The sequence below is a fragment of the Bizionia gelidisalsuginis genome (assembly GCF_008086185.1).
Classification (GTDB): domain Bacteria; phylum Bacteroidota; class Bacteroidia; order Flavobacteriales; family Flavobacteriaceae; genus Bizionia; species Bizionia saleffrena.
The window spans coordinates 87719-111394 of sequence record NZ_VSKN01000007.1 but is presented as its reverse complement, the minus strand read 5'-3'; the positions used below and the strand labels follow the sequence as shown (position 1 = coordinate 111394).

Genomic DNA, 23676 nt, shown 5'->3' with positions numbered 1-23676 from the left:
CTTAAATTTTTTGAATAAATAGCTTGGTCTGTACTGTATCGAATTCAATATCTATACCACTATTTAATTCGTCCATAATTTCAAGCTCATTGGTTAATGTTTCTGCTTTGATATAAGCTTCGTTGGTTTTAACCGCTTCGTTTACTTGATCGTTTTTTAATAACTTAACATTAATTCTATCTGTAACTTCAAAACCAGAGTCTTTTCTTAAATTCTGAATGCGGTTTACGAGCTCTCTTGCAACGCCTTCTTTACGTAATTCGCTAGATATTGTAACGTCTAAAGCTACTGTATAAACGCCTTCATTTGCGACTAGCCAACCTTCTATATCTTGTGAGGTAATCTCTACATCACTGACCTCTAAAGTAATAATTTTTCCGTTACAATTTACATCATGTTGTCCTTTTTGCTCAATATTTTTAATATCTTCGGCCGTCATTTTAAGTATCTCACTAGCAATCAGCTTCATATCTTTACCAAAACGGGGTCCTAAAGTTTTAAAATTAGGTTTCACCTGCTTAACTAAAATATCTGAAGCATCGTCTAAAAGCACAACTTCCTTAACATTAACCTCGTATTTTATTAAATCCGCAACCCCTAAAATTTCTTCTCTTTGCTGTTCGTTAACAATAGGAATCATAATCTTTTGCAGCGGCTGGCGTACTTTTATTTTTTCTTTCGCTCGCAGTGATAACACTAAGGAGGATATGGTTTGTGCTGCTTCCATTTTTCGCTCTAAAGCTTTATCTATAAAACTTGAATCGCTTTCAGGAAAATGTGCCAAATGTACACTTTCAAACCCTTCTGAATGTGTCGTATTTGTTAAGTCTAAGTACAATCTATCCATAAAAAACGGAGCGATAGGCGCACCTAATTTCGCAATGGTTAACATACAGGTATACAACGTTTGGTAAGCCGATATCTTATCTTTCTGATAATCGCCTTTCCAAAATCGTCTTCTACTTAAACGCACATACCAGTTACTAACATAATCTTGAGTGAAATTAGATATTGCTCGTGCTGCTTTTGTAGGTTCGTACTCGGCATAAAAAGTATCTACTTTTTTAATAAGCGTATGTAACTCTGAAAGAATCCAGCGATCAATTTCTGGTCTTTCTTCTAATGACACATCGGCTTCGGCGTAGGTAAACTTATCAATGTTTGTATACAATTGAAAAAACGAATAGGTATTGTATAACGTTCCGAAAAACTTTCGTTTCACCTCCTCTATACCATCTACATCGAACTTTAAATTATCCCACGGGTTTGCATTTCCAATCATATACCAACGCGTTGCATCCGCACCATAGGTGTTTAACGTTTCGAAAGGATCTGTGGCGTTACCTAAACGTTTCGACATTTTTTGTCCGTTTTTATCTAATACTAATCCGTTAGACACCACGTTTTTGTAAGCTACAGAATCGAAAACCATTGTTGCTATTGCGTGCAACGTGTAAAACCAACCGCGAGTTTGGTCTACCCCTTCCGCTATAAAATCGGCTGGAAATGATTTGTTTTCATCAATTTTATCTTTGTTCTCGAACGGGTAATGCCATTGTGCGTAAGGCATAGAACCTGAATCGAACCAGACATCTATTAGATCATTTTCGCGACGCATAGGTTTTCCTGATGGCGAAACTAATGTAATTTGATCCACAATATTTTTATGCAAGTCTAATTTCGCATAGTTTTCTTCGGTGTTATCACCCACCTGAAAATCTTCAAAAATATCTTTTTCTAAAACGCCAGCGTTAACCGCTTTGGTCATTTCGGCTTTTAACTCTTCAACCGAACCAATAAAGGTTTCTTCTTTACCATCTTCGGTCCTCCAAATTGGTAAGGGAACTCCCCAGTATCTTGAACGCGATAAATTCCAATCGTTTGCATTAGCTAACCAATTACCAAAACGGCCTTCACCTGTTGATTTAGGCTTCCAATTAATGGTTTTATTAAGCTCGTGCATACGGTCTTTAACATCGGTTACTTTTATGAACCACGAATCTAAGGGGTAATATAAAATGGGTTTATCGGTTCTCCAACAGTTTGGATAGCTGTGCTTGTATTTTTCGACTTTAAACGCTTTATTTTCTTCTTTCAATTGAATTGCAAGCTCAACATCTACCGAACGTTCTGGGGCTTCGCCCTCTTCATAGTATTCGTTTTTAACATATTTACCTGCATATTCTGCCATTTCTGGTCTAAATTTTCCCTGCAAATTTACTAAAGGCACTAAATTGCCATTTTCATCTTTTACAAGCAATGGTGGAATTTCTGGAATTGCTTGTTTTGAAACTAAGGCATCGTCTGCTCCAAAAGTAGGGGCTGTATGTACAATTCCTGTTCCGTCTTCAATAGTAACGAAATCTCCGGAGATTACTCTAAATGCATTTTCTGGGTTGTCGTATGGCAAGGCATACGGCAATAATTGTTCGTACTTGATACCAACAAGATCTTTTCCTATAAAATCTTTAACCACAAAATAAGGTATTTTTTTATCGCCATCCTTGTAGTCTAACAATTCCGCTTTTGTTTCTACACGCTTAAATTTACCATCAAATTGACTGTTAACTAATGGTTTCGCCAAAATCACATTCATTGGTTTAAATGTGTATTGGTTATACGTTTCTACTAAAACGTAATCTATTTTTAACCCTACCGTTAAGGCAGTATTACTTGGCAATGTCCACGGTGTCGTTGTCCAGGCTAAAAAGAAAATATCCCCTTCATTTTGTAAAAAGTCTGGCAATGTGCTTTCTATCGCTTTAAACTGAGCCACAACTGTAGTATCTGTAACATCTTGATACGTTCCTGGCTGATTTAACTCGTGAGAACTTAAACCTGTTCCCGCTTTTGGCGAGTACGGCTGTATTGTGTATCCTTTATAAATTAAGTTTTTATTGTAAATTTCTTTAAGCAACCACCAAACGGTTTCCATATATTTTGGATCGTAAGTAACGTATGGATTATCCATATCTACCCAATACCCCATTTTTTGGGTCAGGTCATTCCAAACATCGGTATAACGCATCACCGCTTTACGGCAAGTCGCATTATAATCTTCCACAGAAATGGTTTTACCAATATCTTCTTTGGTTATTCCTAGTTCTTTTTCTACACCAAGTTCTATCGGTAAACCGTGAGTATCCCAACCGGCTTTACGCTTTACTTGAAACCCTTTCATCGTTTTATAACGCGGAAAAATATCTTTTATAGCACGTGCTAAAACATGGTGTACGCCTGGCAATCCATTTGCAGATGGAGGGCCTTCAAAAAACACATAAGGGGTGTTACCTTCGCGAGCAGTAATACTCTTTTCAAAAATATTGTTTTCCTTCCAGTATGTTAGAATTTCTTCTGCTACATTTGGTAAGTTAAGTCCTTTATATTCAGGGAATCCTGTGCTCATTTTGTCTAATTTCTTATTCGAATTGCGAAATTAGGGAATTTTAAGAAAATAAGAAGTGTGTTCACACTTAAAAACAGCCTATTACCTAAATAATTTTAAGATCTCTAATGCGCCGATTTAAATTGCTTTTTAAACAATTTAGCTTTATTGATTAGTATTTTTTCTTGAATTTTGCCAATATTGACTCTTGAAATCACCTTCCCGTTTTTAATATATAGCTTTTTGGTATTACCAGAAGGCGATGTAGATGTAATTAAAACCAACTTATCGGCTTTAAAATAGTAGTTTTCTGTTAGCGTTTGATCTGTTTTTTCACTGTTTTTAATCTGAAATAACGCATGCTCATCCTGACTGAATTTTTCTTGATAGGTAAAGGTGCCAATATCTTTAAAACCCGACGCGTCAGTTAGCGCCCCTCTAGTCAAGGTCTGTTTTAGATCTGTATTCTTATTTATCTTTAGAGCGTAGGCGTCGGTACTTTTTATAAACGCATCGCTATTTAGTTTTGGTCCACAAGCAACCATAAACAGTGACATAACCGGCAATAAGAGAGCTTTCAATTTCATAATTGTTTTTTCATTTGCTCTAAAAATAACACCTTTTTAATTATTTTTTATTGGTATTAAGATAAACTTAAGGATTCTACACGTTAACTAATTAGTCTTAAAATAACTTTGGAGCGCCGTTAATTCAGTATTCCTATTAATAATTAAAGCATCCCATTTTAAAGACATTGAAAAAAGTGTTTCGGATTGTTTACTTATTTAGTATATTAAATCGCATTTACTCACATAATAAAATTACTTATGAACCTACTTATGGATGTTAATCAGGAATCCCATCAAACAGTTACCGACTCTTTTCTGTCTTTTTACGACCAACTTACGGCACAGCTTCCCGGTATAGGATTGGGGCTTTTAATTGTAATCTTTGGCACTTTAATAGCCACTTGGCTTGGTCAATTTGCCAGAAAACGGATTGCTTCTAGAACTAAAGACCCTTTAATGAGTCAGTTTTTAAGCAAGGCCTTAAAATACACCTTAATAATGATTGCTATTATTCTCGCCTTAAAAGCTGCAGGATTGGGCGCTATTGCAACCGGAATATTTACGGCCGCAGGAGCCAGTGCTGTTGTACTAGGATTTGCTTTTAAGGATATTGGACAGAATTTTATCGCTGGAATAATTTTAGCTTTTAGCAGACCGTACGATGTTGATGATACGGTTGAAATTGGTGAAAATTTTGGAAAAGTTAAAGCGTTAGAGTTTAGATATACCAAATTAAAAACCTTTGATGGCAAAGATGTCTATATCCCCAATAGTGATGTTTTAACGAAACCTGTAACCAACTATACCGAAGACGGTTTTTTTCGTTGGGATTTTATTGTGGGTATTGCTTACGAAAACAATATTAACGAAGCAAAGCACGTTATTTTAGAAACCTTAGAAAAAGAGCCCAATGTTATTGCCGATATCGACCATCAAAACTTTGTTATTGAAGACGAATTAGCGACAAGCACAGTGAATTTAAAAGTTTACTTCTGGGTAGACACGAAAGACTTTAGAAAAACGGCTTTAATTACAAAAGGATCTGTTGTTAGAAATGTAAAAGAAGCTCTTGAAAACGCTGGTTTTTATATGCCTGCCGATATACAAGAGGTCAAAATTTATGGTGCTGAAAAAGACTTTCCAATTCGTATTTCTAAACCTGAACCTGACAATAAAGAAAGCAATAAATAACTCGTGTTTGATAGGAAATCTCAAGTTAAAATAGTGTTTTTAACACTGAATTAAGACAGCAAATCTACTAAATCTTCAACCTTAGAAATTAATTGTATTTTTATATCCGTGTTTTTTAGTGAAATCTTATTGTATTTTGAGACAAAAATACTTGAGAAGCCTAATTTTTCGGCTTCTAAGATGCGTTGTTCCACACGCTGAACTGGCCTAATCTCACCCGACAAACCAACTTCGCCTGCAAAACAATAATCGCTTTGTAAAGCATCGTCTTCATTAGAAGATAAAATGGCGGCGACTACTGCCAAATCTATAGCAGGATCGTCTACAGTAATACCTCCTGTAATATTTAAAAAAACATCTTTTGCCCCTAACCGGAAACCTGCACGCTTCTCTAACACGGCCAATAACATGTTTAAACGCTTCGCATTAAAACCGGTTGCACTACGTTGTGGCGTACCATACACCGCGGTGCTTACCAAAGCTTGTACTTCAATCATTAAAGGGCGCATTCCTTCGAGTGTTGCGGCCACTGCATTACCAGAAAGTTCTTCGTCCTTTTTGGAAATTAAGATCTCGCTTGGGTTAGAGACCTCTCGTAAACCCGAACCTTGCATTTCGTAAATTCCCAATTCGTTGGTCGAACCGAAGCGGTTTTTATGCGCTCTTAAAATTCTAAAAACGTGATTGCGATCGCCTTCAAACTGAAGCACAGTATCTACCATATGTTCCAATATTTTTGGGCCAGCGATATTTCCGTCTTTAGTAATATGACCAATTAAAATAACCGGCGTTGCTGTTTCTTTAGCAAACTTAATTAGCTCGGTCGTACATTCTTTTATTTGGGAAATACTTCCGCTAGACGACTCTATATAATCGCTATGTAAGGTTTGTATAGAATCTATAATTACGATATCGGGTTCTAAAGCCTCAATCTGTTTAAAGATATTCTGCGTTTTAGTTTCGGTTAAAATGTAACAACTTTCGTTATTTGGGTTAATACGATCGGCACGCATTTTAATTTGTTTCTGACTTTCTTCACCTGAAACATATAAGGTTTTATATGGTAATTTTAACGAAATCTGCAACAATAGCGTGCTTTTACCTATTCCGGGTTCACCCCCCAAAAGCGTTAAAGATCCCGGCACAATTCCGCCACCCATTACACGGTTAAACTCACCATCGCGACTATCTAATCGCGCTTCTTGAGATGCATCAATATCTTTAATTCTTAAAGGTTTCGAAGCGCGTTTTGTTGTCTTGGTTGCTATTTTCCATTCACTTTTTTCTGGCACTTGAAGCACCTCTTCTACTACCGTGTTCCATTCTTTACACGCTGAGCATTGCCCTTGCCATTTAGAGTATTGTGTACCGCAACTCTGACAAAAAAAAGTTGTTTTTACTTTTGCCATATATTTTTATCCTCTTACCGATAATTATTTGTGTTAAAATCCAAAATCTATTTTTAACTGCTCTGCAAGCTCTAACACGTGGTCTTTAGTTATGCCCCCAATTTCTTGAAGTATATAAGCCGATTGATAAGTTTTCATTGCTTTTTTAGGATTACCCGTTTCTTCATAATAGCGCCCTAAATAGTAGTTTCCTAAAAGTGTATCGGGGTATTGTTTTCTGGCTAATTTCCCTAACGCTTCGAAATAGTCGAATTTTTCAGTCTTATTGATGGTCGCTGCCACTGCTCTAAAATCATTAATAGAGATTTGTTTTTTTATTCCGAATAAATCTTCGATGGTTTCATATTTTTCAGTCAAATATTCGACTGGTGACCCCTCAAGCTTTAACAGTGTGTTTTTATATTCGTCTTTAGAAATTGGCTGAAACACGAAAAAGATGCTTTCTAAAGCCTTCGGAATAGCATACGCTGGCAACGAATAATGTGTTGGTCCTTCAAAGTTATCGAAAGCTTTTAACACGTTTTTGTTATCGATACCATTTAACGCCGTTTGCAACCCTTCCGTTTTTTCTTTTAAACTTTTTACATCGTTGGACGCGGTTGCCAGATAGTAAAATATTTTAGATTCTACTGTCGCTAAACGCTCGCTTACAAAGGTCGTCATATCTGGAGCTAAATCCGGACTTAAGGTTATGTATGCTTGAAATAACGGGGCTTCCTTTAGTAAAAAGTAATTTATAAAGTTGGCCGTCTTATCATGACCAATAGCCACTTTAAAAGCCTCTGTTCTATACGTATTATTAAGGTAAGGCACCAATTCTTCGCCTACAAATCTAAAAAAAGCACCCCCTTTATCTATGGGTAAGGAATTTAACTCAGAAAAAGCGGTGTCGTCTTCACGTTTACCTAATTGATTAACACCTATAACAATACATTCTGGAATATCTTCCCAATAGGCATAGTAGTCGACATTTCCCGCGACCATTTCGAACAGATAATCACCGTCGAAAACAACAACTATAGGATAACTTTTATCGCTTTTATCGTAGCCCCTTGGCAATTGTATTTTAAGCTGTCTTGATTCGCCCAAAATCTGAGATTCGAAGTTTTTATAACTTATTTGAGCTGTTATTTGCTGAAAAGAAAATACAACTATAAAAAGGAGAATGAGTCTTCGCATTTTTAGTTAATGTTTAATTATGAATGCAAGGTACAAATTATTTCTTTCGGTTGTAGATAGGTAAATACAATAGCGATGCCCCTCCTAAAATAATAATCATTATGGTCTGGGAAGTCCACATAATCCAGCCAAAAGCGCGACTCGGATCTTCTGATAAACCAAACAGAACAAAAGCAATGACTACCGCTTCAGGATACGAACCAATACCTCCATTTGTCGCTGCAATACTAAACGTCGCTAAAATAAAACCGACTAAAATGGCCCCAATAGGTACGGCACTTAAACCAGAAACCGACAAACTTGTCACGTAAAACATTGACAAATACATTACCCATATAAAGAGGGTATGAAAGATAAACGCCCATTTTTTCTTCATCTTAAAAATGCTAAGCGCGCCTTCCATTAGACCGTTTACAAATTGCCTGATTTTTAACCCAATACCCGCTTTGCTTCGCTTAATTATAAAAAAGAATAGTAATACAAGAAGGACTACTACTGAAGCTCCTAAAATTAATTTTGAAGGATTAAATTTCTCTATAAAAAAGGAATAGATAAAATCGAATTGCATAAAAAGTGTTACAGCAATAATAAGTAATAACACAATTAAATCGGCTACACGTTCGGCTACAATAGACCCGAAACCCTTATCGAAAGGCACATTTTCGTAATTAGTTAAGATACTTGCTCTGGCGACTTCACCCGCTCTAGGAATGGTATAATTTATTAAATACGTCGCAAAAACGGCCATTATACTATTTCCTAACTTGACGTTATAGCCCATTGGTTCAAGCATAAACAACCAACGATAGGCACGAGAAATATGACTTAGTAGTCCTAAAAACAAACCTAATACAATGTAGGTATAATCGGCCGTTTTAAAATACCCCAATAGGTCTTGAAAAGATAATTTTGACAAGGAATACCCTATTAAAAAAACGCCCAAAAGAATTGGGAGTAGGATTTTTAGTATTTTTAATAGGCTTTTATTCACGTATTTAGTTCAATAAATTGGTGTTTTCGTTTGGAAATACCAACGATGGTTTAAACACTTTAGCGGCTTCAATATCCATAAAAGCATAAGTGATTAAAATTAGCACATCGCCTGGCGAAACTAAACGCGCTGCGGCACCATTTAAAGTGATTTCCCCAGAATTTCTTGGTCCAGGAATGGCGTAGGTTTCTAAACGGGCGCCGTTATTATTATTTACAATTTGAACTTTCTCACCTTGTATAATATTAGCGGCTTCCATTAAATCTTCATCAATAGTGATGCTACCAATATAGTTAAGATCGGCGCCTGTAACTTTTACTCTGTGAATTTTAGATTTGACTACTTGTATTTGCATAGTGCAAAGATAATTAATTAAGTGCTAAATTGTCTATTAATCTTATGTCGTCCGCATAAGCGGCAATAAAAGCACGATAGTTAGTATTTTTTTGTTGAGTTGTAATAGGTTTTAACGTTTTAACGTCTGCTATGATAAAGTATTCTAGTTTTAATAATTTATGATTAGCGAACTCGTTTTCAACCCATTCTACTATTTCTTTAGCATTTTTTATGCCAAACTGCGCTTTGGCAGCCTGTAGCGTTTTATAAATAAATGGGGCTTGTTTTTTATAGTTTGGTTTTAGCCGTTCATTTCTAGAACTCATTGCTAACCCAAAGGCATCCCGATAAATAGCGCACCCCACAATAGTTACTGGTAATTTATGCTTTTCGACCAATTTCTTAATAATAGCTAATTGCTGATAATCTTTCTCGCCAAAATACGCCCTATTTGGTGTTACAATTTCGAACAATCGCTTTACAATAGTGCCTACACCGTCAAAATGGCCGTCGCGAAACCGCCCTTCCATTTCGTGCTCTAAACCATCAAAATTGAATCTTTCAGCTGTGGTTTGGCCTTCATAAATATCATCTACACTAGGCGCGTAAACGATAATATCTTCAGATTGGGTTTGCAATAATTCAATATCGCGCTCTAAAGTTCTAGGGTATTTTTTTAAATCTGAAGCGTTATCAAATTGTGTAGGATTTACAAATATGCTAACCACGGCGAAATCGTTGTGTAATAGCGCCTCGTTAACCAAGGCCAAATGACCCTCGTGTAAAGCACCCATTGTGGGCACAAATCCAAACGTAAATCCTTCAGACTTAAGTTTCTTAATATGTTTCTGTATTTGTACTTTATTGTTGTAAACAGTCATTTTTAATATAAAATTAACGGGTGCAAACTTAATATATTAGTGGCACTCTGCATAAATTTTTGTACTTTTGCGTGTTTTTTATTTTGAATTCCTCAAAAACCCATACAATTATTATGAAAGATAAGAGAATATTATATGTATCGTCTGAAGTGGTACCTTATTTACCTGAAACAGAGATTTCTTCAATGTCGTTTGAAACGCCAAGAATGGTAAACCAGCAAGGGGGACAGATACGAATATTTATGCCGCGCTATGGTAACATTAACGAGAGAAGGCACCAACTTCACGAAGTTATCCGTTTATCCGGAATAAACTTAGTAATTAACGATCTTGATATGCCACTTATTATAAAAGTAGCCTCTATTCCAAAAGAACGTATTCAAGTTTATTTTATAGATAATGACGAGTATTTTAAAAGAAAAGCAACGCTAACAGACGAAGACGGAAAGCTATTTAGCGACAACGATGAGCGCGCTATATTTTTTGCAAAAGGCGTTATCGAAACTGTCAAGAAATTAAACTGGTCTCCCGATATTATTCACATTCACGGTTGGTTAGCATCGCTACTTCCTTTGTATTTAAAACAGTTTTACAAAGATGAACCTTTATTTAATGAAAGTAAAATTGTGACCTCGGTATACAATCAAAGTTTCGAAGAGACGTTAAATGTAGATATGATTAACAAGATTAAATTTGATAATATCGCCGACGACGCGATTAAAGTTCTTGAAAAACCAACGTATAACAACTTAATGAAAGTGGCTATAGACAATTCTGATGCTTTAATAATTGGCTCGGAAACTATACCTGATGAGTTAAAAGACTATTTAAAAGATTCGAAAAAACCTGTATTAGACTTTAAAGAAAAAGATGAGTTTGCAGAAGCTTATACTGAGTTCTATAATACTAGTGTTTTAGATTAATTCGACCTAAATTACATTATGAAAAAAACAAAATCAAGCTTAAAATCTATAGCCTTCTTAGGCCTTATCTTAGTGATATCTGTATCTTGCGATAGAGATTTCACCAATATAGAGAGTGGTTTAGAAGGCATTCAAAACTTTGATGGTTTAAGCAAAAAGTTCCCTTTAATTACGTACACGAAGACGGCAACCCCGTTCTCGACTACACCTGATGATTTAATTGGCGTGCAAACCAACGGATTGTCTAGTGGTTTTTTAGGGGTGTATTCAGATCCTAACTTAGCTGAATTTGGTAAAACTACAGCCTCTATGGTTGCGCAAATAGTTCCAAATCAATTCAATCCTGATTTTGGAACTAATCCTGTTATAGAATCGGTGGTATTAAACATTCCTTACTTTTCTACAGTTTTAGAAACTGGAGCAGATGGCAACAGCACTTACCAGTTAAATTCTGTTGTTGGTGATACTAACGTAACCTTTAAAGTCGCTGTTTATAAAAATAATTATTTACTGAGAGACTTAGATCCGTCTACAGATTTTGATGAGCCACAAGCTTATTATTCTAATCAAGAAGATTTATTTTATAGTCAAGAAGGCGCGTTATTATTCGAAGACGGTGCTTACGCTCCATCGGCTGAAGAGACTAGAATAACTGAAATAGATGAAGAAACCAACGAAACTGAAGTTGTTGGGCGCTTTGCGCCTTCTTTTAGAGCAGAACTTCATAATGCAACAGGTGCCAATAGCACCTTTTGGAATGATGCCATTTTAGCTATTGAAGGACAACCAGAGTTTAGCAACGCAAATAACTTTACGAATCATTTTAGAGGTTTAGTTATTAAAGTCGATCCAGAGTCTACTGCCGTAAATGGTAGCTTAGCACAATTAAATTTTGATCAAGCAACACTTATTGTAGATTATACTAATGATGAAGAAATAGCTGAAGAAAGCGAGGACACTACAAATTTAACCCAATTAGTTTTTAACCTAAAAGGGAATCGTGTTAACCTGTTAAAAACAGAAGATAACACTATCAATTTAAATGGAGACCCAACCGTTGGTGGTGATAATTTGTACCTTAAAGGAGGTGATGGCGCAATGGTTGTTGTTGATTTATTTAACGGATTAACCGAGAACGAAGAAGGCGATTTAACGCCTGGTTTCGAGTATTTTAAAAGCAAAAAAGGCAAATGGTTAATTAATGAAGTTAATTTAACCTTTTATGTCAACCAAGACGACAGTGATGGCGTAGCGGGTGACGAGCCAGACCGGGTGACGTTATATAATTTAAAAACCAATACACCTATAATTGATTATTCTTTAGATGGATCAATAAGCACAACATCGCCTATTAATTCTAAGACAAACTTCTCTCAAATTTTAAAGAGAGACAGTAACGGTAGAGGTATTAAGTACAGGTTTAGAATAACAGATTACGTTAATAACATTTTATTAAAGGATTCTACTAATGTTAAATTAGGGCTCTACATTGCCTCAAATATTAACAATATTAAGACGTCTAAAATTCAAGGAAGCGTTATCGATGAAGATGATGAAACTGTATTAACAGAAATACCATCAACATCAATACTATCTCCTAAAGGAACGGTGCTTCACGGAAGTAAATCTACTATTCCTGAAGGGCAACGTGCAGAATTTGAAATTTATTACACCCAACCAAATAATTAAAACAACGGTATTATGTGTGGAATAGTTGGATATATAGGTCATCGCGAAGCCTACCCTATCGTTCTTGAAGGACTAAAACGATTAGAATATAGAGGTTATGACAGTGCAGGAATTGCATTGTATAACGGCGAAAACATAGAACTTTGCAAAACCAAAGGAAAAGTTTCTGACCTAGAAGAAAAGGTTAAAGACGAAATAAACACGTCTGGAACTGTTGGAATTGGCCATACGAGATGGGCAACTCACGGTGTTCCTAACGATGTTAATTCGCATCCGCATTACTCTAATTCTGGTGATTTAGTTATTATCCATAACGGTATTATTGAGAATTATGCCTCTTTAAAGAAAGAGTTAATTTCTAGAGGGTATACTTTTAAATCAGATACAGATACTGAAGTCTTAATTAATCTAATTGAAGACGTACAGATAAACGAGAAAGTAAAACTTGGTAAGGCCGTACAAATCGCGCTAAACCAAGTAGTTGGCGCTTACGCTATTGCTGTTTTCGATAAAAAGAAACCCAACGAAATAGTTGTTGCTAAACTAGGTAGTCCATTGGCTATTGGTGTTGGTGACAATGAGTTTTTTATTGCTAGTGATGCCACTCCATTTTTAGAATATACTAAAAAAGCTATTTATTTAGAAGATGAGCAAATGGCTATTGTACGCCTTAAAAAAGGTGTCAAAATAAGAAAAATTAAAACCGATTCTTTAGTTGCTCCTTACGTTCAAGAATTACAAATGAATCTTGAGCAAATCGTAAAAGGTGGCTATGAGCATTTTATGCTTAAAGAAATCCATGAGCAACCGGATGCTATAAAAGACACGTATCGCGGCCGTCTTAACGCAAAGGAAGGGCTGATAAGAATGGCTGGTATAGACGATAATATTGAAAAATTTCTGAATGCCAATAGAATTGTTATTATTGCTTGCGGTACTTCTTGGCACGCAGGTTTAGTTGCCGAGTATATTTTTGAAGACTTAGTACGAATTCCTGTTGAAGTAGAATATGCTTCAGAATTTAGATACAGAAACCCAGTTATCACGGAGAACGATGTCGTAATTGCCATCTCGCAATCTGGAGAAACAGCCGATACTTTAGCCGCAATTAAACTGGCAAAATCTAAAGGAGCATTTGTTTTTGGTGTCTGCAACGTGGTGGGTTCTACAATCGCAAGAGAAACGCACGCTGGTGCTTATACGCACGCTGGACCAGAAATTGGTGTAGCGTCTACAAAAGCATTTACAACGCAAATTACCGTTTTAATGCTTATCGCTTTAAAATTAGCTAAAGAAAAAGGAAGCATTTCAAAATCGTCGTTTCATCATCATTTACAAGAATTAGAGTTAATTCCTGGCAAAGTAAAGAAAGCTCTTAAACAAGATGAACACATTAAAAAAATAGCTGAAATTTATAAAGACGCTAAAAACTGTTTATATTTAGGCAGAGGATATAACTTTCCTGTAGCCTTAGAAGGCGCCTTAAAACTTAAAGAGATTTCTTACATTCACGCTGAAGGGTATCCCGCAGCCGAAATGAAACATGGACCTATTGCTTTAATCGACGAGCATATGCCCGTTTTCGTTATAGCGACGAAGAAGGGACATTACGAAAAAGTTGTTAGTAATATTGAAGAAATAAAAGCTAGAAAAGGAAAAATTATTGGTATTGTAACCGAAGGCGACGAAGCCGTTAAAGGTCTCGCCGACCACGTTATTGAGGTTCCAGAAACTCTCGAATCATTATCACCTTTGTTAACGACAATTCCGTTACAACTTCTATCCTATCACATTGCCGTTTTATTAAATCGCAATGTAGACCAACCTAGAAATTTAGCGAAATCCGTTACCGTGGAATAAATATATCAAGATTTGTAATTTTTTTAAAAACCTATAATTAACTGTCTTTCAGATTGTTGATTATAGGTTTTTTTTGTTCGCAAGTATTATGCATGCATAATTTTATTAACTTTTTATTAAGATAGTGTTAAAAAACGTATATTGTTCTAACAAATTAACTCAATATATAACATGAAAACACTTCTATCACTTCTTTTGCTGCTTATCTGTGGAGTCGCCTATTCGCAAGTAACAATTACTGGAATTGTAACAGACAATAACAGTCAACCAATACCAGGGGCGAATGTTATCGTCGTTGGCACCTCCGTGGGAACAGTCAGTGATTTTGACGGCAACTTTGTTCTTAAAGTTCGTCAAGATCCCCCATTCACTGTTCAAATTAGTAGCGTTGGTTTCTCCACTGAAACCCTTGAAGCTACTTCCAATAATCAAAAACTAAACTTTGTTTTAAATGAAGGAAGCATTTTAGATGAAGTCGTAATCTCTGCATCGCGAACTCCCGAGCGTATTTTCGAATCGCCTGTCACCGTTGAAAGATTTGGATTAAAAGAAATTAAAAATACCGCTTCGGCCGATTTCTATGACGGATTAGAAAACCTTAAAGGTGTCGATGTTAATACTAATAGTTTAACATTTAAATCTATTAACACTCGTGGTTTTGCAACCTTTGCCAACTCTCGTTTTATGCAATTAGTAGATGGAATGGACAACTCTTCTCCTGCTCTTAACTTCCCTATTGGAAATCTTGTAGGTATGATAGAAACTGATGTTTTAAGTGTAGAACTCCTTCCCGGCGCATCGTCTGCTCTTTATGGTGCAAATGCTTTTAACGGTATCTTATTTATGAGAAGTAAAAATCCTTTCGACTACCAAGGAATTAGTGGGTTTGTAAAAAAAGGGATCACTTCCCAAGAAGCTGCTGGCGATAATGAATATACCGACGTAGGTATGAGAATGGCACATAAATTTACAGATAAATTTGCAGTAAAAGTAAACTTTGGTTACTTAAAGGGTACAGACTGGGCTGCTACTAGTGAAGTCGATAAATTTTCCCCAGGAAGAACGAGAGCCGCTTATAATTATGATGGAATTAACGTCTATGGTGATGAAGTATCCACAAACATTCGTTCGGCCTCAGGCTTAGGAATTATTCCCGATGTTGAAGTCTCAAGAACAGGATATAACGAAAACACTTTAACAGATTACAACGCTCAGAGCATAAAAGCAGATTGGGGTCTTTATTTTAGACCTATTACCGACAATAGTCTAGAACTCTCTTATGTAGGCAAGTATGGTACTGGTTCTACCATTTACCAAGGAACTAACCGATATAACCTCGATGGATTCTCGCAGCAACAACACAAAATTGAAATTAAAAATGATAATTTCACCGTTAGAGGTTACGTCGTTTCAGATAAAGCAGGAGATTCTTACGATATGGTGTTTACGGGTATTAATATTAATCGTGCTTGGAAAAGTGACAAGAACTGGTTTCAGGAATATATCGCAACATTCGCCGGTATTAACTTAGGTGGAAACCCTCAAGGGTTAACAGAGCAGCAAAAGCACGCTGCAGCTAGAGCCGTTGCCGACACAGGTCGTTATTTACCGGGGTCTTCAGAATTTAAAAATGCATTTAACAAAAGTATTACAGACTCCGATTTAGCAACGGGATCACGATTTCAAGATCAATCTAAATACTACCATGCAGATGGTAATTATAACTTTAGTCACATCATTGATTTTGCCGAAATTCAAGTAGGTGGTTCATATAGACGTTACAGTCTAAATTCATTCGGAACCATTTATACTGATAATGATGGCGCTATAGATTATTCTGAAGCGGGTATATACACTCAAATTCAGAAAGACATAGAGTTAAATGAAACTATGGATCTAAAACTAACTGGTTCTGTACGTTATGATAAATCAGAATTTTTTGATGGTTTTTTCTCTCCACGACTTTCTGCTGGTTTAACTGTTAATAGAGATCACAATATTAGAGCGTCGGTACAAACAGGATTTAGAAACCCAACAACCCAAGATTTATTTATTGGTTTAGATGTTGGTAGAGCAGTTCTTGTAGGATCGGCACCAGATAACTTAGACCGTTACACAAGATCGTACCCCGTAAGTGTAGATGGCCAAATGACGGTTGCCAATGGTGGTGCCGGACAACCATCAAGCATTGATCAAACAGGACGTGTTGCCTACGAAAACTCATACTCTGCGGCGTCTGTTCAAGCATTTGCTTTGTCAGAAAATCCTAACGATTTAAAAGTAGGAAATTCAAGCATCGTAAAACCAGAACAAGTAACGTCTATCGAAATAGGATACAGAGGGAAATTAAACAGAGTTGTTGTAGACTTCAGTGTGTATTATAATAAATACAAGAATTTTATTTCGGGTGAAAACGTAGTTGCACCATTATATGGTAATGTAGATGCAAACGGAGATGGTACTGTAGATTTAGATCCTTTAGCCTTTAAAGCGTTAAGAAACTCAGATTTTAAAGCCTACCAGACCTACACAAACTCTAAAGCAGATGTTAACTCTTACGGAGCATCTCTAGGATTATCGACTAAAGTTTTAGGAGATTTTGATTTATCGGGAAGTTACACCTATTCAAAATTAGATTTCGATGAAAACGCCTTTCCAGATTTCGAAACCAGCTTCAATACTCCAGAACATAAAGTAAAAGCGTCTTTTGGGCATACAAACGTGTTCGAAAACTTCGGTTTTAACGTCGCTTGGAGATGGAGTGATAACTATTTATGGCAAGCCACTTTTGGTGATGGAGAAATTCCTGCATACCATGTCGTAGATGCACAGATCAACTACAGAGTTCCTAGCTTAAAATCTACTTTTAAAGCCGGTGCAACCAATTTATTAGGAGACGAATACTACACGGCTTTCGGAACAGGTTTTATAGGTTCTCAGTATTACGTGTCTTGGACAATTAATAACTTATAATAGAAAATGATTATGAAAACTAAATATATATGGTTACTAGCAGGCTTAATTAGCTTTGCAGCTTGTGAGAGTGATGACGACTCTTCTTTTTCAGAACCGTTACCGGCATTAACGGCCGGAAGCGCCGATTTTTCAAACTTCGTTTCTTTAGGAAACTCTCTTACTGCAGGTTTCTCAGATGGTGCGCTATATAAAATAGCCCAACAGAATTCTACACCTCGTATTTTAGCTAATCAGTTTGTATTAGTTGGTGGCGGTGATTTTACACAGCCATTAATGAATGATAACGTTGGTGGCTTATTGGCCGGAGGAAATCCGCTACCCAATTTCGGTCCAAGATTAGTTTTTGACGGATCAGGTCCAGTACCAATAACAGATTTGAACCCTGGTGCGACTACAACTACAGATATTATTTTAAACAATCCTGCAGGCCCTTTTAATAATATGGGTGTCCCTGGCGCAAAGAGCTTTCACTTGTTAGCTCCTAATTATGGTGATTTGTCAGGTTTATTTGCATCACCACCAACAGCTAATCCTTATTTTGTAAGAATGGCAAGCTCGCCATCTACCTCTGTAATTAGCGATGCTATGGCACAAAATCCTTCTTTCTTTTCATTATGGATTGGAAATAACGATGTTTTAGGGTACGCTTTGTCTGGCGGAGATGGATCAAACCCCATTACCGATCAGGTAACCTTCGATTTTGCATATACCACATTAATTGGTACATTAACAACAGGAGAAACAAAAGGCGTTATTGCTAATATTCCAGATGTAACCTCTATCCCTCATTTTACAACGGTACCTTACAATCCAATTCCTTTAGATTTAGCTACGGCTAACGCCGTTAATAATGCTTATGCAACTTACAATGGAGGCTTATTACAGGCAGAGTCTTTTGCGCTAATTACTGCTGACGAAAGAGCCGCGAGAACAATTGTTTTTGCAGCCTCTCTAAATAACGCAGTAGTTATTGAAGATGAAAGTTTAACCGATTTATCTGGTTTAGGAATACCTAACTATAGACAAGCTACTGCTGGCGATTTATTTGTTTTACCAGCGTCTTCCTTTATTGGCACAGAAGCAGTTGAAGGAAATCCTTTAACAGTTAATGGCGTTGCTATTCCGTTAGCAGACAAGTGGGTTTTAATCCCTTCAGAACAAGCTGAGATTGCTGTAGCTACTGCAAGTTTTAATGCGACTATTCAAGCATCAGCCACTGGTTCTAATTTAGCTTTTGTAGATACTAACCGTATATTAAATCAATTAGCACTCACTGGAATTTCTTCTGGAGATTATATTTTAACGTCAGACTTAGTAACCGGTGGAGCATTCTCTTTAGATGGTGTTCACCCAACGTCTAGGGGCTATGCCTTAATAGCTAACGAATTTCTAAAAAGTATAGATGCGCAGTACAATTCTAACTTTGAAGCGTCTGGAAATTTAGTAAACATTGCCAATTACAATACAAACTATTCTGCTGGATTACAATAATTTAAACCAAATTAGCAGTATTCTAAAAGCCTTTAATAGTACAAAACTGTTAAAGGCTTTTTTAGCTTTCAAAAAAGGTTTAGAAACCACTTTAATTTTAAATTAAAACAACTATCTTTGCACGCGAAAACAAGTCGTGTTTTCTGTTAATTAAACAGCATAATATTAAATAGATAAGTAATGTCAAAAGTTACAGGTAAAGTTGCAAAAATAGTAGGTCCGGTTATCGATGTTGAATTCGAAGCAGGTTCTGAACTTCCAAAAATTTACGATTCATTAGAAATTATAAGACCTGACGGTTCTATTTTAGTACTAGAAGTACAGTCTCACATTGGTGAAGACACAGTACGTACTATTGCAATGGACTCTTCAGATGGTTTAAGTAGAGGTACCGACGTCAATACAACAGGTGCGCCAATACAAATGCCAATTGGAGACGATATTTATGGCCGTTTATTTAATGTTATTGGTGATGCCATTGATGGATTAGGTAATTTACCTAAATCTGGAGATAATGGTTTACCAATTCACAGACAAGCACCAAAATTCGAAGATTTATCAACTTCTACTGAAGTTTTATTCACGGGTATTAAAGTAATCGATTTAATCGAGCCGTATTCAAAAGGTGGTAAAATTGGTTTATTTGGTGGTGCTGGTGTAGGTAAAACAGTGTTAATTCAAGAGTTGATTAACAATATTGCAAAAGGACACGGAGGACTTTCTGTATTCGCAGGAGTAGGTGAAAGAACACGTGAAGGAAACGATTTACTTCGTGAGATGTTAGAGTCTGGAATTATCAAGTATGGTGACGACTTTATGCATTCTATGGAAGAAGGCGGATGGGATCTTCAAAAGGTTGATAAATCAATCATGAAAGAATCTAAAGCTACTTTCGTATTCGGACAAATGAACGAGCCACCTGGAGCACGTGCACGTGTAGCTTTATCTGGTTTAACCATTGCCGAATATTTCCGTGATGGCGCAGGTAAAGGGCAAGGAAAAGATGTTCTTTTCTTCGTCGATAATATCTTCCGTTTTACACAAGCTGGTTCTGAAGTTTCTGCATTATTAGGACGTATGCCTTCTGCTGTAGGTTACCAACCAACATTAGCAACCGAGATGGGAGCAATGCAAGAGCGTATTACTTCAACTAAAAAAGGATCTATTACTTCTGTGCAAGCGGTTTACGTACCTGCAGATGATTTAACCGATCCAGCTCCAGCAACAACCTTTGCACACTTAGATGCCACAACCGTATTAAATCGTAAAATTGCCGAGCTAGGTATTTACCCAGCAGTAGATCCGTTAGATTCTACTTCAAGAATTTTATCTGCAGATATTTTAGGTAATGAGCATTACGATTGTGCAACTCGTGTAAAAGAATTACTACAACGTTATAAAGAATTACAAGATATTATTGCCATCTTAGGTATGGAAGAATTATCTGAAGAAGATAAATTAGCTGTGAATAGAGCAAGACGTGTACAGCGTTTCTTATCACAACCATTCCACGTAGCTGAGCAATTTACTGGTATACCAGGAGTTTTAGTAGACATCAAGGAAACGATTAAAGGATTTAATATGATTATGGATGGTGAATTAGATCACTTACCAGAAGCAGCGTTTAACCTTAAAGGATCTATTGAAGAAGCTATCGAAGCTGGAGAAAAAATGTTAGCTGAAGCATAAATAGTAGTGAGAGATTAGTACCACGTAATGAGAATAATTATTTTCTCATTATTTAATAACTACTAATTGCTCAATACTCAATTAAAATAATAAGACTCCCTATTTTTAGGGAGTAGTAAAACAAGTTTTACTATGTATTTAGAAATTGTATCACCAGAAGCAACATTATTTAGCAGCGAAGTAGATTCTGTAACTGTACCAGGTATCGATGGCGAATTTCAGATGTTGAATAATCACGTTCCTATCGTATCGCTGTTAGCTCAAGGAACAATTAAGATTAGTACGCACTCTCAAAGTCATTTGGTATTTGATGAGTTGCACGCTACTGTTATTCCTCATAACGACGATAAAAAAGTGCTTACCGTAGCTATACAGTCGGGAACACTAGAAATGAAAGACAACAAGATTATTGTTTTAGTAGAATAATAATAGTCACTATAAAGTATAAAAAAACGCGAAGTTAAAAGCTTCGCGTTTTTTTATACTTTATATTTTTCTTATCATTACTAGTGCACTTTGTGATTACACCTTTTTTATTACATTAGTCACTATTCCCCAAATCACAAAATCGTTATCGTCTGTAATTTTAATAATGGGATAGTTAGGATTTTCTGGTTGTAACCACACCTCTCCTCTATCTACACGCAAACGCTTTACCGTAAACTCTCCATCGAGAAAACATACCGCAATTTTATTGTTTTCGGGCTGTAAACTACGGTCTATAACCAACAAATCGTTATCGTCTAATCCAGCACCAACCATAGATTGGCCACTAACCTTTGCATAGAAAGTGGTTTCTTTGTTTTTAACAAGCGTATCGTCTAGAGATAATCTATTCTCAACAAACTCATCTGCCACCGACGGGAAACCCGCGGAAATACCAGTCTCTACAAAATGAGCACCGTGACCATCAATATGTTCTGGAGCATAAAAAGTAAGGTATTGTGATTTGTGTACAATCATAAAAACAAGTGTTAAGGTTTAATAATAAATGCGGATCTCTCGCCTCTTTAAATTTACTCCATTTACATATAATAGAGTAAATGGCATACAAATATACGCCAAAAGTGCACAGGTTTGTAAGCAGATATAAAAGGTTCTAAACGGAAATTAATCGGCCTCAAATTCTAAAATATCACCGGGCTGACAATCTAAAGATTGACAGATTGCTTCAAGCGTTGAAAACCGAATGGCTTTCGCTTTACCTGTTTTTAAAATAGAAAGGTTTGCCGTTGTAATCCCAATACGTTCGGCTAACTCATAGCTCTTCATATTACGTTTTTCCAACATTAGGTTTAAGTTTACGAGTATGGACATAATTAAATTGTTAGTTGGTTTTCCTCCTTTGCTACTTTTGCGATTTTAAATAGCTCACTCAAAACTAAAAAGAATAAGCCCAAGCAAATAATAAATAAATTCGAAGTGAATCCAAATTGTAATTGGAGCTGACTCTTAACCAACAAATGAAATAAAAACGACAGTATAGCACTCAGAACCCCCGAAACAACTAACATATTACCAATCTTTTTATAACTAGTAATCACAAATTCATCGAAGGGCTTTACTTGTTGAAAGTAACGTAAGGTCTTTCTAAATAAGTAAAAACTATACACAAAAACAGAAAGCAATACCACAATTAAAAGTGTTACCACCTTTAAATACCACGGTGTAATTATAACGCCCTCTTCTAATACATTAAAAATTTTAAGAATATCCGGATCGAAAAACATATACACACTAAAAAATAGTGTTAATGGAATTAACGGCAAACACGTCACATACCAGATGAAATCTACTAAAGATTTTAAAATAACAAGCTTTCTCATAATTATATAGTTAGTTGGTTTTCTTGTTTAATTGTATTTCCATTTGCGATAAAATCGACCATAATAAGAAGCCCAAAACCAATCAATAACATTAAAATGTCGGAGCATATAGCACTCACCAAATGAATTGTACCCTTAGAATGAATGAGTAGAATAATGTCCCGTAGAAAACTTAACCCACCCGTCAATAAAAATAACAGACCTGCTACTTTGAATGTCGTTAAATTATTTTCATTAAAAAACCATTTTTTATAGTTAAGCGCAACCCTTTTTTTAAGAAGATCAAAGCTAAAAATACTATTAACGAAATAGGCAAGAAAACAAACTGTGTGTAATACCCTAAAATAAAATATTCATAAACTTCTTCTAAAAAATCCATAAAATCAGGAGTGAAAAATATCAGATATATATTTGTAATAAAATGAAATATATAAACGATTATTAAAAAAATAATAAACCAATGAAGTGTTTTTATTTTTTTCATAAAGAATTAATAGTATTGTTTAACGATAACAAATATACAAAAATTATTGAAAAACAATAATTTTTTAAACAAAATCTAAGTATTATAAAAGCACACCGTTGTCAGCAATTATTTATAAAAAACGATTTGCCACTTCATCGCTGTGTTATTTCAGGAAACAAACACGTTAAAGCCGCTACAAAATACCGAAAAGAAAACGGAGTTAGTATTTAACTTACTTTTGTTACCAACCATTCCAAAAGCCGATGAACGTCTGGATTTTTGTTGGCACACTTACAATTAGGAAGCAGAAAACCAATAAGTTATAGCCTTCTTAGCTACCTTTGCAAAGTAACCTTTCTAAATCAGCGTGTTACAAGACTAAAATACAATCTATTATGAGTGATCTTTTTAAAACTATAGCACGTTTTCAATACTCCTCGGAAGCCCAAATTATTAAGGGTAGACTGGAATATGAAGGCATTCAAGTATTTTTAAGTGACAGTTTAACTATCGACACCGACCCTCTAGTAAGTAACGCTATTGGTGGTGTTAAACTTAAAGTGTACGCCACGCAAGCACTCGAGGCGCAACATATTTTAGAAACGATAAGTAAATATTCTATAGACGACGAGGGCGACACTATTGTATGTCCCAATTGTAAAGGGGGGCATATTGAATTATTTTCGACTATTAAAGACGCCAAATCCTTTTTCTATTTCATTTTTGGATTTTTATTTGGAGCCCTTCCATTTTACACCAAACATAAATATAGGTGTGAAGATTGTAACACAGAATTCGATTTAAAATGAACACCT

General features: G+C 35.9%; 20 protein-coding genes. 9 read left to right on the top strand and 11 right to left on the bottom strand.

The window, feature by feature from the left end:
• Position 1: 1 nt before the first annotated feature.
• Positions 2–3406 carry an isoleucine--tRNA ligase gene (gene ileS / locus ES677_RS07160; RefSeq protein WP_148380882.1) on the bottom strand — a complete coding sequence of 1135 codons (3405 nt, stop codon included), beginning with the start codon at positions 3404–3406 and terminating at the stop codon, positions 2–4.
• Between the two features lie 104 nt (positions 3407–3510).
• Complete coding sequence (locus tag ES677_RS07155; RefSeq protein ID WP_148380881.1) at positions 3511–3972, bottom strand: hypothetical protein; 462 nt, start codon at positions 3970–3972, stop codon at positions 3511–3513.
• Between the two features lie 240 nt (positions 3973–4212).
• Here ES677_RS07155 and ES677_RS07150 point away from each other — a divergent pair, with 240 nt between their 5' ends.
• Positions 4213–5145 carry a mechanosensitive ion channel family protein gene (locus tag ES677_RS07150; protein ID WP_246124395.1) on the top strand — a complete coding sequence of 311 codons (933 nt, stop codon included), beginning with the start codon at positions 4213–4215 and terminating at the stop codon, positions 5143–5145.
• Between the two features lie 50 nt (positions 5146–5195).
• Here the strand turns inward: ES677_RS07150 and radA are convergent, their stop codons facing one another.
• Genes radA through panC form a run of 5 tightly spaced genes read right to left on the bottom strand, consistent with a single transcriptional unit; the run spans position 5196 to position 9941 of the window.
• Positions 5196–6554, bottom strand: a complete 1359-nt coding sequence (gene radA / locus ES677_RS07145) for a DNA repair protein RadA (RefSeq protein ID WP_148369351.1) — start codon at positions 6552–6554, stop codon at positions 5196–5198.
• Positions 6555–6587: 33 nt separating this feature from the next.
• On the bottom strand, positions 6588–7733 hold the full coding sequence (locus ES677_RS07140; protein ID WP_148380880.1) for an alpha/beta hydrolase: 1146 nt from the start codon (positions 7731–7733) through the stop codon (positions 6588–6590).
• Between the two features lie 37 nt (positions 7734–7770).
• Positions 7771–8724 carry a lysylphosphatidylglycerol synthase transmembrane domain-containing protein gene (locus tag ES677_RS07135; protein WP_148380879.1) on the bottom strand — a complete coding sequence of 318 codons (954 nt, stop codon included), beginning with the start codon at positions 8722–8724 and terminating at the stop codon, positions 7771–7773.
• Positions 8725–8728: 4 nt separating this feature from the next.
• Positions 8729–9079: an aspartate 1-decarboxylase gene (gene panD / locus ES677_RS07130; RefSeq protein WP_148369346.1), complete on the bottom strand. Its 351-nt coding sequence runs from the start codon at positions 9077–9079 to the stop codon at positions 8729–8731.
• Positions 9080–9092: 13 nt separating this feature from the next.
• Positions 9093–9941, bottom strand: a complete 849-nt coding sequence (gene panC, locus ES677_RS07125) for a pantoate--beta-alanine ligase (RefSeq protein ID WP_148369344.1) — start codon at positions 9939–9941, stop codon at positions 9093–9095.
• Between the two features lie 113 nt (positions 9942–10054).
• Between panC and ES677_RS07120 the strand changes: the two genes are divergently transcribed.
• The 7 genes from ES677_RS07120 (at position 10055) to ES677_RS07090 (ending at position 20995) form a co-directional block, all read left to right on the top strand.
• Positions 10055–10864, top strand: coding sequence for a glycogen/starch synthase (locus ES677_RS07120; protein WP_148369343.1), 810 nt, complete (start codon positions 10055–10057; stop codon positions 10862–10864).
• A gap of 18 nt (positions 10865–10882) precedes the next feature.
• Positions 10883–12553: a DUF4270 domain-containing protein gene (locus ES677_RS07115; RefSeq protein WP_148380878.1), complete on the top strand. Its 1671-nt coding sequence runs from the start codon at positions 10883–10885 to the stop codon at positions 12551–12553.
• A gap of 12 nt (positions 12554–12565) precedes the next feature.
• On the top strand, positions 12566–14413 hold the full coding sequence (glmS, locus tag ES677_RS07110) for a glutamine--fructose-6-phosphate transaminase (isomerizing) (protein ID WP_148369339.1): 1848 nt from the start codon (positions 12566–12568) through the stop codon (positions 14411–14413).
• A gap of 171 nt (positions 14414–14584) precedes the next feature.
• Positions 14585–17386, top strand: a complete 2802-nt coding sequence (locus tag ES677_RS07105) for a TonB-dependent receptor (protein WP_148380877.1) — start codon at positions 14585–14587, stop codon at positions 17384–17386.
• A gap of 12 nt (positions 17387–17398) precedes the next feature.
• Positions 17399–18880: an SGNH/GDSL hydrolase family protein gene (locus tag ES677_RS07100; protein WP_148369335.1), complete on the top strand. Its 1482-nt coding sequence runs from the start codon at positions 17399–17401 to the stop codon at positions 18878–18880.
• Between the two features lie 180 nt (positions 18881–19060).
• On the top strand, positions 19061–20569 hold the full coding sequence (gene atpD / locus ES677_RS07095) for a F0F1 ATP synthase subunit beta (protein WP_148369332.1): 1509 nt from the start codon (positions 19061–19063) through the stop codon (positions 20567–20569).
• 132 nt (positions 20570–20701) lie between these two features.
• Positions 20702–20995, top strand: a complete 294-nt coding sequence (locus tag ES677_RS07090; protein ID WP_148369331.1) for a F0F1 ATP synthase subunit epsilon — start codon at positions 20702–20704, stop codon at positions 20993–20995.
• Between the two features lie 96 nt (positions 20996–21091).
• Here ES677_RS07090 and ES677_RS07085 read toward each other — a convergent pair whose 3' ends face one another.
• From ES677_RS07085 to ES677_RS07070, 4 genes are all read right to left on the bottom strand, one after another.
• The gene (locus tag ES677_RS07085; protein ID WP_148369329.1) at positions 21092–21532 is read right to left on the bottom strand and encodes a LexA family protein; all 441 of its coding nucleotides are present in this window, start codon (positions 21530–21532) and stop codon (positions 21092–21094) included.
• A 147-nt stretch (positions 21533–21679) separates the two neighbouring features.
• The gene (locus ES677_RS07080) at positions 21680–21886 is read right to left on the bottom strand and encodes a helix-turn-helix domain-containing protein (RefSeq protein ID WP_148369327.1); all 207 of its coding nucleotides are present in this window, start codon (positions 21884–21886) and stop codon (positions 21680–21682) included.
• A gap of 2 nt (positions 21887–21888) precedes the next feature.
• A complete protein-coding gene (locus ES677_RS07075) occupies positions 21889–22395 on the bottom strand; it encodes a DUF2975 domain-containing protein (RefSeq protein WP_148369325.1) in 507 nt (168 codons plus the stop codon).
• 220 nt (positions 22396–22615) lie between these two features.
• Positions 22616–22879 carry a hypothetical protein gene (locus tag ES677_RS07070; protein ID WP_148369323.1) on the bottom strand — a complete coding sequence of 88 codons (264 nt, stop codon included), beginning with the start codon at positions 22877–22879 and terminating at the stop codon, positions 22616–22618.
• 377 nt (positions 22880–23256) lie between these two features.
• Here ES677_RS07070 and ES677_RS07065 point away from each other — a divergent pair, with 377 nt between their 5' ends.
• Positions 23257–23670, top strand: coding sequence for a putative signal transducing protein (locus tag ES677_RS07065; RefSeq protein ID WP_148380876.1), 414 nt, complete (start codon positions 23257–23259; stop codon positions 23668–23670).
• Positions 23671–23676: the final 6 nt, after the last annotated feature.

What these genes read in the sequence shown, in the direction of transcription:
- ileS (WP_148380882.1), bottom strand. Translation starts at nt 3,406, where the DNA reads ATGAGCACAGGATTCCCTGAATATAAAGGACTTAACTTACCAAATGTA.
- ES677_RS07155 (WP_148380881.1), bottom strand. Translation starts at nt 3,972, where the DNA reads ATGAAATTGAAAGCTCTCTTATTGCCGGTTATGTCACTGTTTATGGTT.
- ES677_RS07150 (WP_246124395.1), top strand. Translation starts at nt 4,213, where the DNA reads ATGAACCTACTTATGGATGTTAATCAGGAATCCCATCAAACAGTTACC.
- radA (WP_148369351.1), bottom strand. Translation starts at nt 6,554, where the DNA reads ATGGCAAAAGTAAAAACAACTTTTTTTTGTCAGAGTTGCGGTACACAA.
- ES677_RS07140 (WP_148380880.1), bottom strand. Translation starts at nt 7,733, where the DNA reads ATGCGAAGACTCATTCTCCTTTTTATAGTTGTATTTTCTTTTCAGCAA.
- panD (WP_148369346.1), bottom strand. Translation starts at nt 9,079, where the DNA reads ATGCAAATACAAGTAGTCAAATCTAAAATTCACAGAGTAAAAGTTACA.
- panC (WP_148369344.1), bottom strand. Translation starts at nt 9,941, where the DNA reads ATGACTGTTTACAACAATAAAGTACAAATACAGAAACATATTAAGAAA.
- ES677_RS07120 (WP_148369343.1), top strand. Translation starts at nt 10,055, where the DNA reads ATGAAAGATAAGAGAATATTATATGTATCGTCTGAAGTGGTACCTTAT.
- ES677_RS07115 (WP_148380878.1), top strand. Translation starts at nt 10,883, where the DNA reads ATGAAAAAAACAAAATCAAGCTTAAAATCTATAGCCTTCTTAGGCCTT.
- glmS (WP_148369339.1), top strand. Translation starts at nt 12,566, where the DNA reads ATGTGTGGAATAGTTGGATATATAGGTCATCGCGAAGCCTACCCTATC.
- ES677_RS07105 (WP_148380877.1), top strand. Translation starts at nt 14,585, where the DNA reads ATGAAAACACTTCTATCACTTCTTTTGCTGCTTATCTGTGGAGTCGCC.
- ES677_RS07100 (WP_148369335.1), top strand. Translation starts at nt 17,399, where the DNA reads ATGAAAACTAAATATATATGGTTACTAGCAGGCTTAATTAGCTTTGCA.
- atpD (WP_148369332.1), top strand. Translation starts at nt 19,061, where the DNA reads ATGTCAAAAGTTACAGGTAAAGTTGCAAAAATAGTAGGTCCGGTTATC.
- ES677_RS07090 (WP_148369331.1), top strand. Translation starts at nt 20,702, where the DNA reads ATGTATTTAGAAATTGTATCACCAGAAGCAACATTATTTAGCAGCGAA.
- ES677_RS07085 (WP_148369329.1), bottom strand. Translation starts at nt 21,532, where the DNA reads ATGATTGTACACAAATCACAATACCTTACTTTTTATGCTCCAGAACAT.
- ES677_RS07080 (WP_148369327.1), bottom strand. Translation starts at nt 21,886, where the DNA reads ATGTCCATACTCGTAAACTTAAACCTAATGTTGGAAAAACGTAATATG.
- ES677_RS07075 (WP_148369325.1), bottom strand. Translation starts at nt 22,395, where the DNA reads ATGAGAAAGCTTGTTATTTTAAAATCTTTAGTAGATTTCATCTGGTAT.
- ES677_RS07070 (WP_148369323.1), bottom strand. Translation starts at nt 22,879, where the DNA reads ATGAAAAAAATAAAAACACTTCATTGGTTTATTATTTTTTTAATAATC.
- ES677_RS07065 (WP_148380876.1), top strand. Translation starts at nt 23,257, where the DNA reads ATGAGTGATCTTTTTAAAACTATAGCACGTTTTCAATACTCCTCGGAA.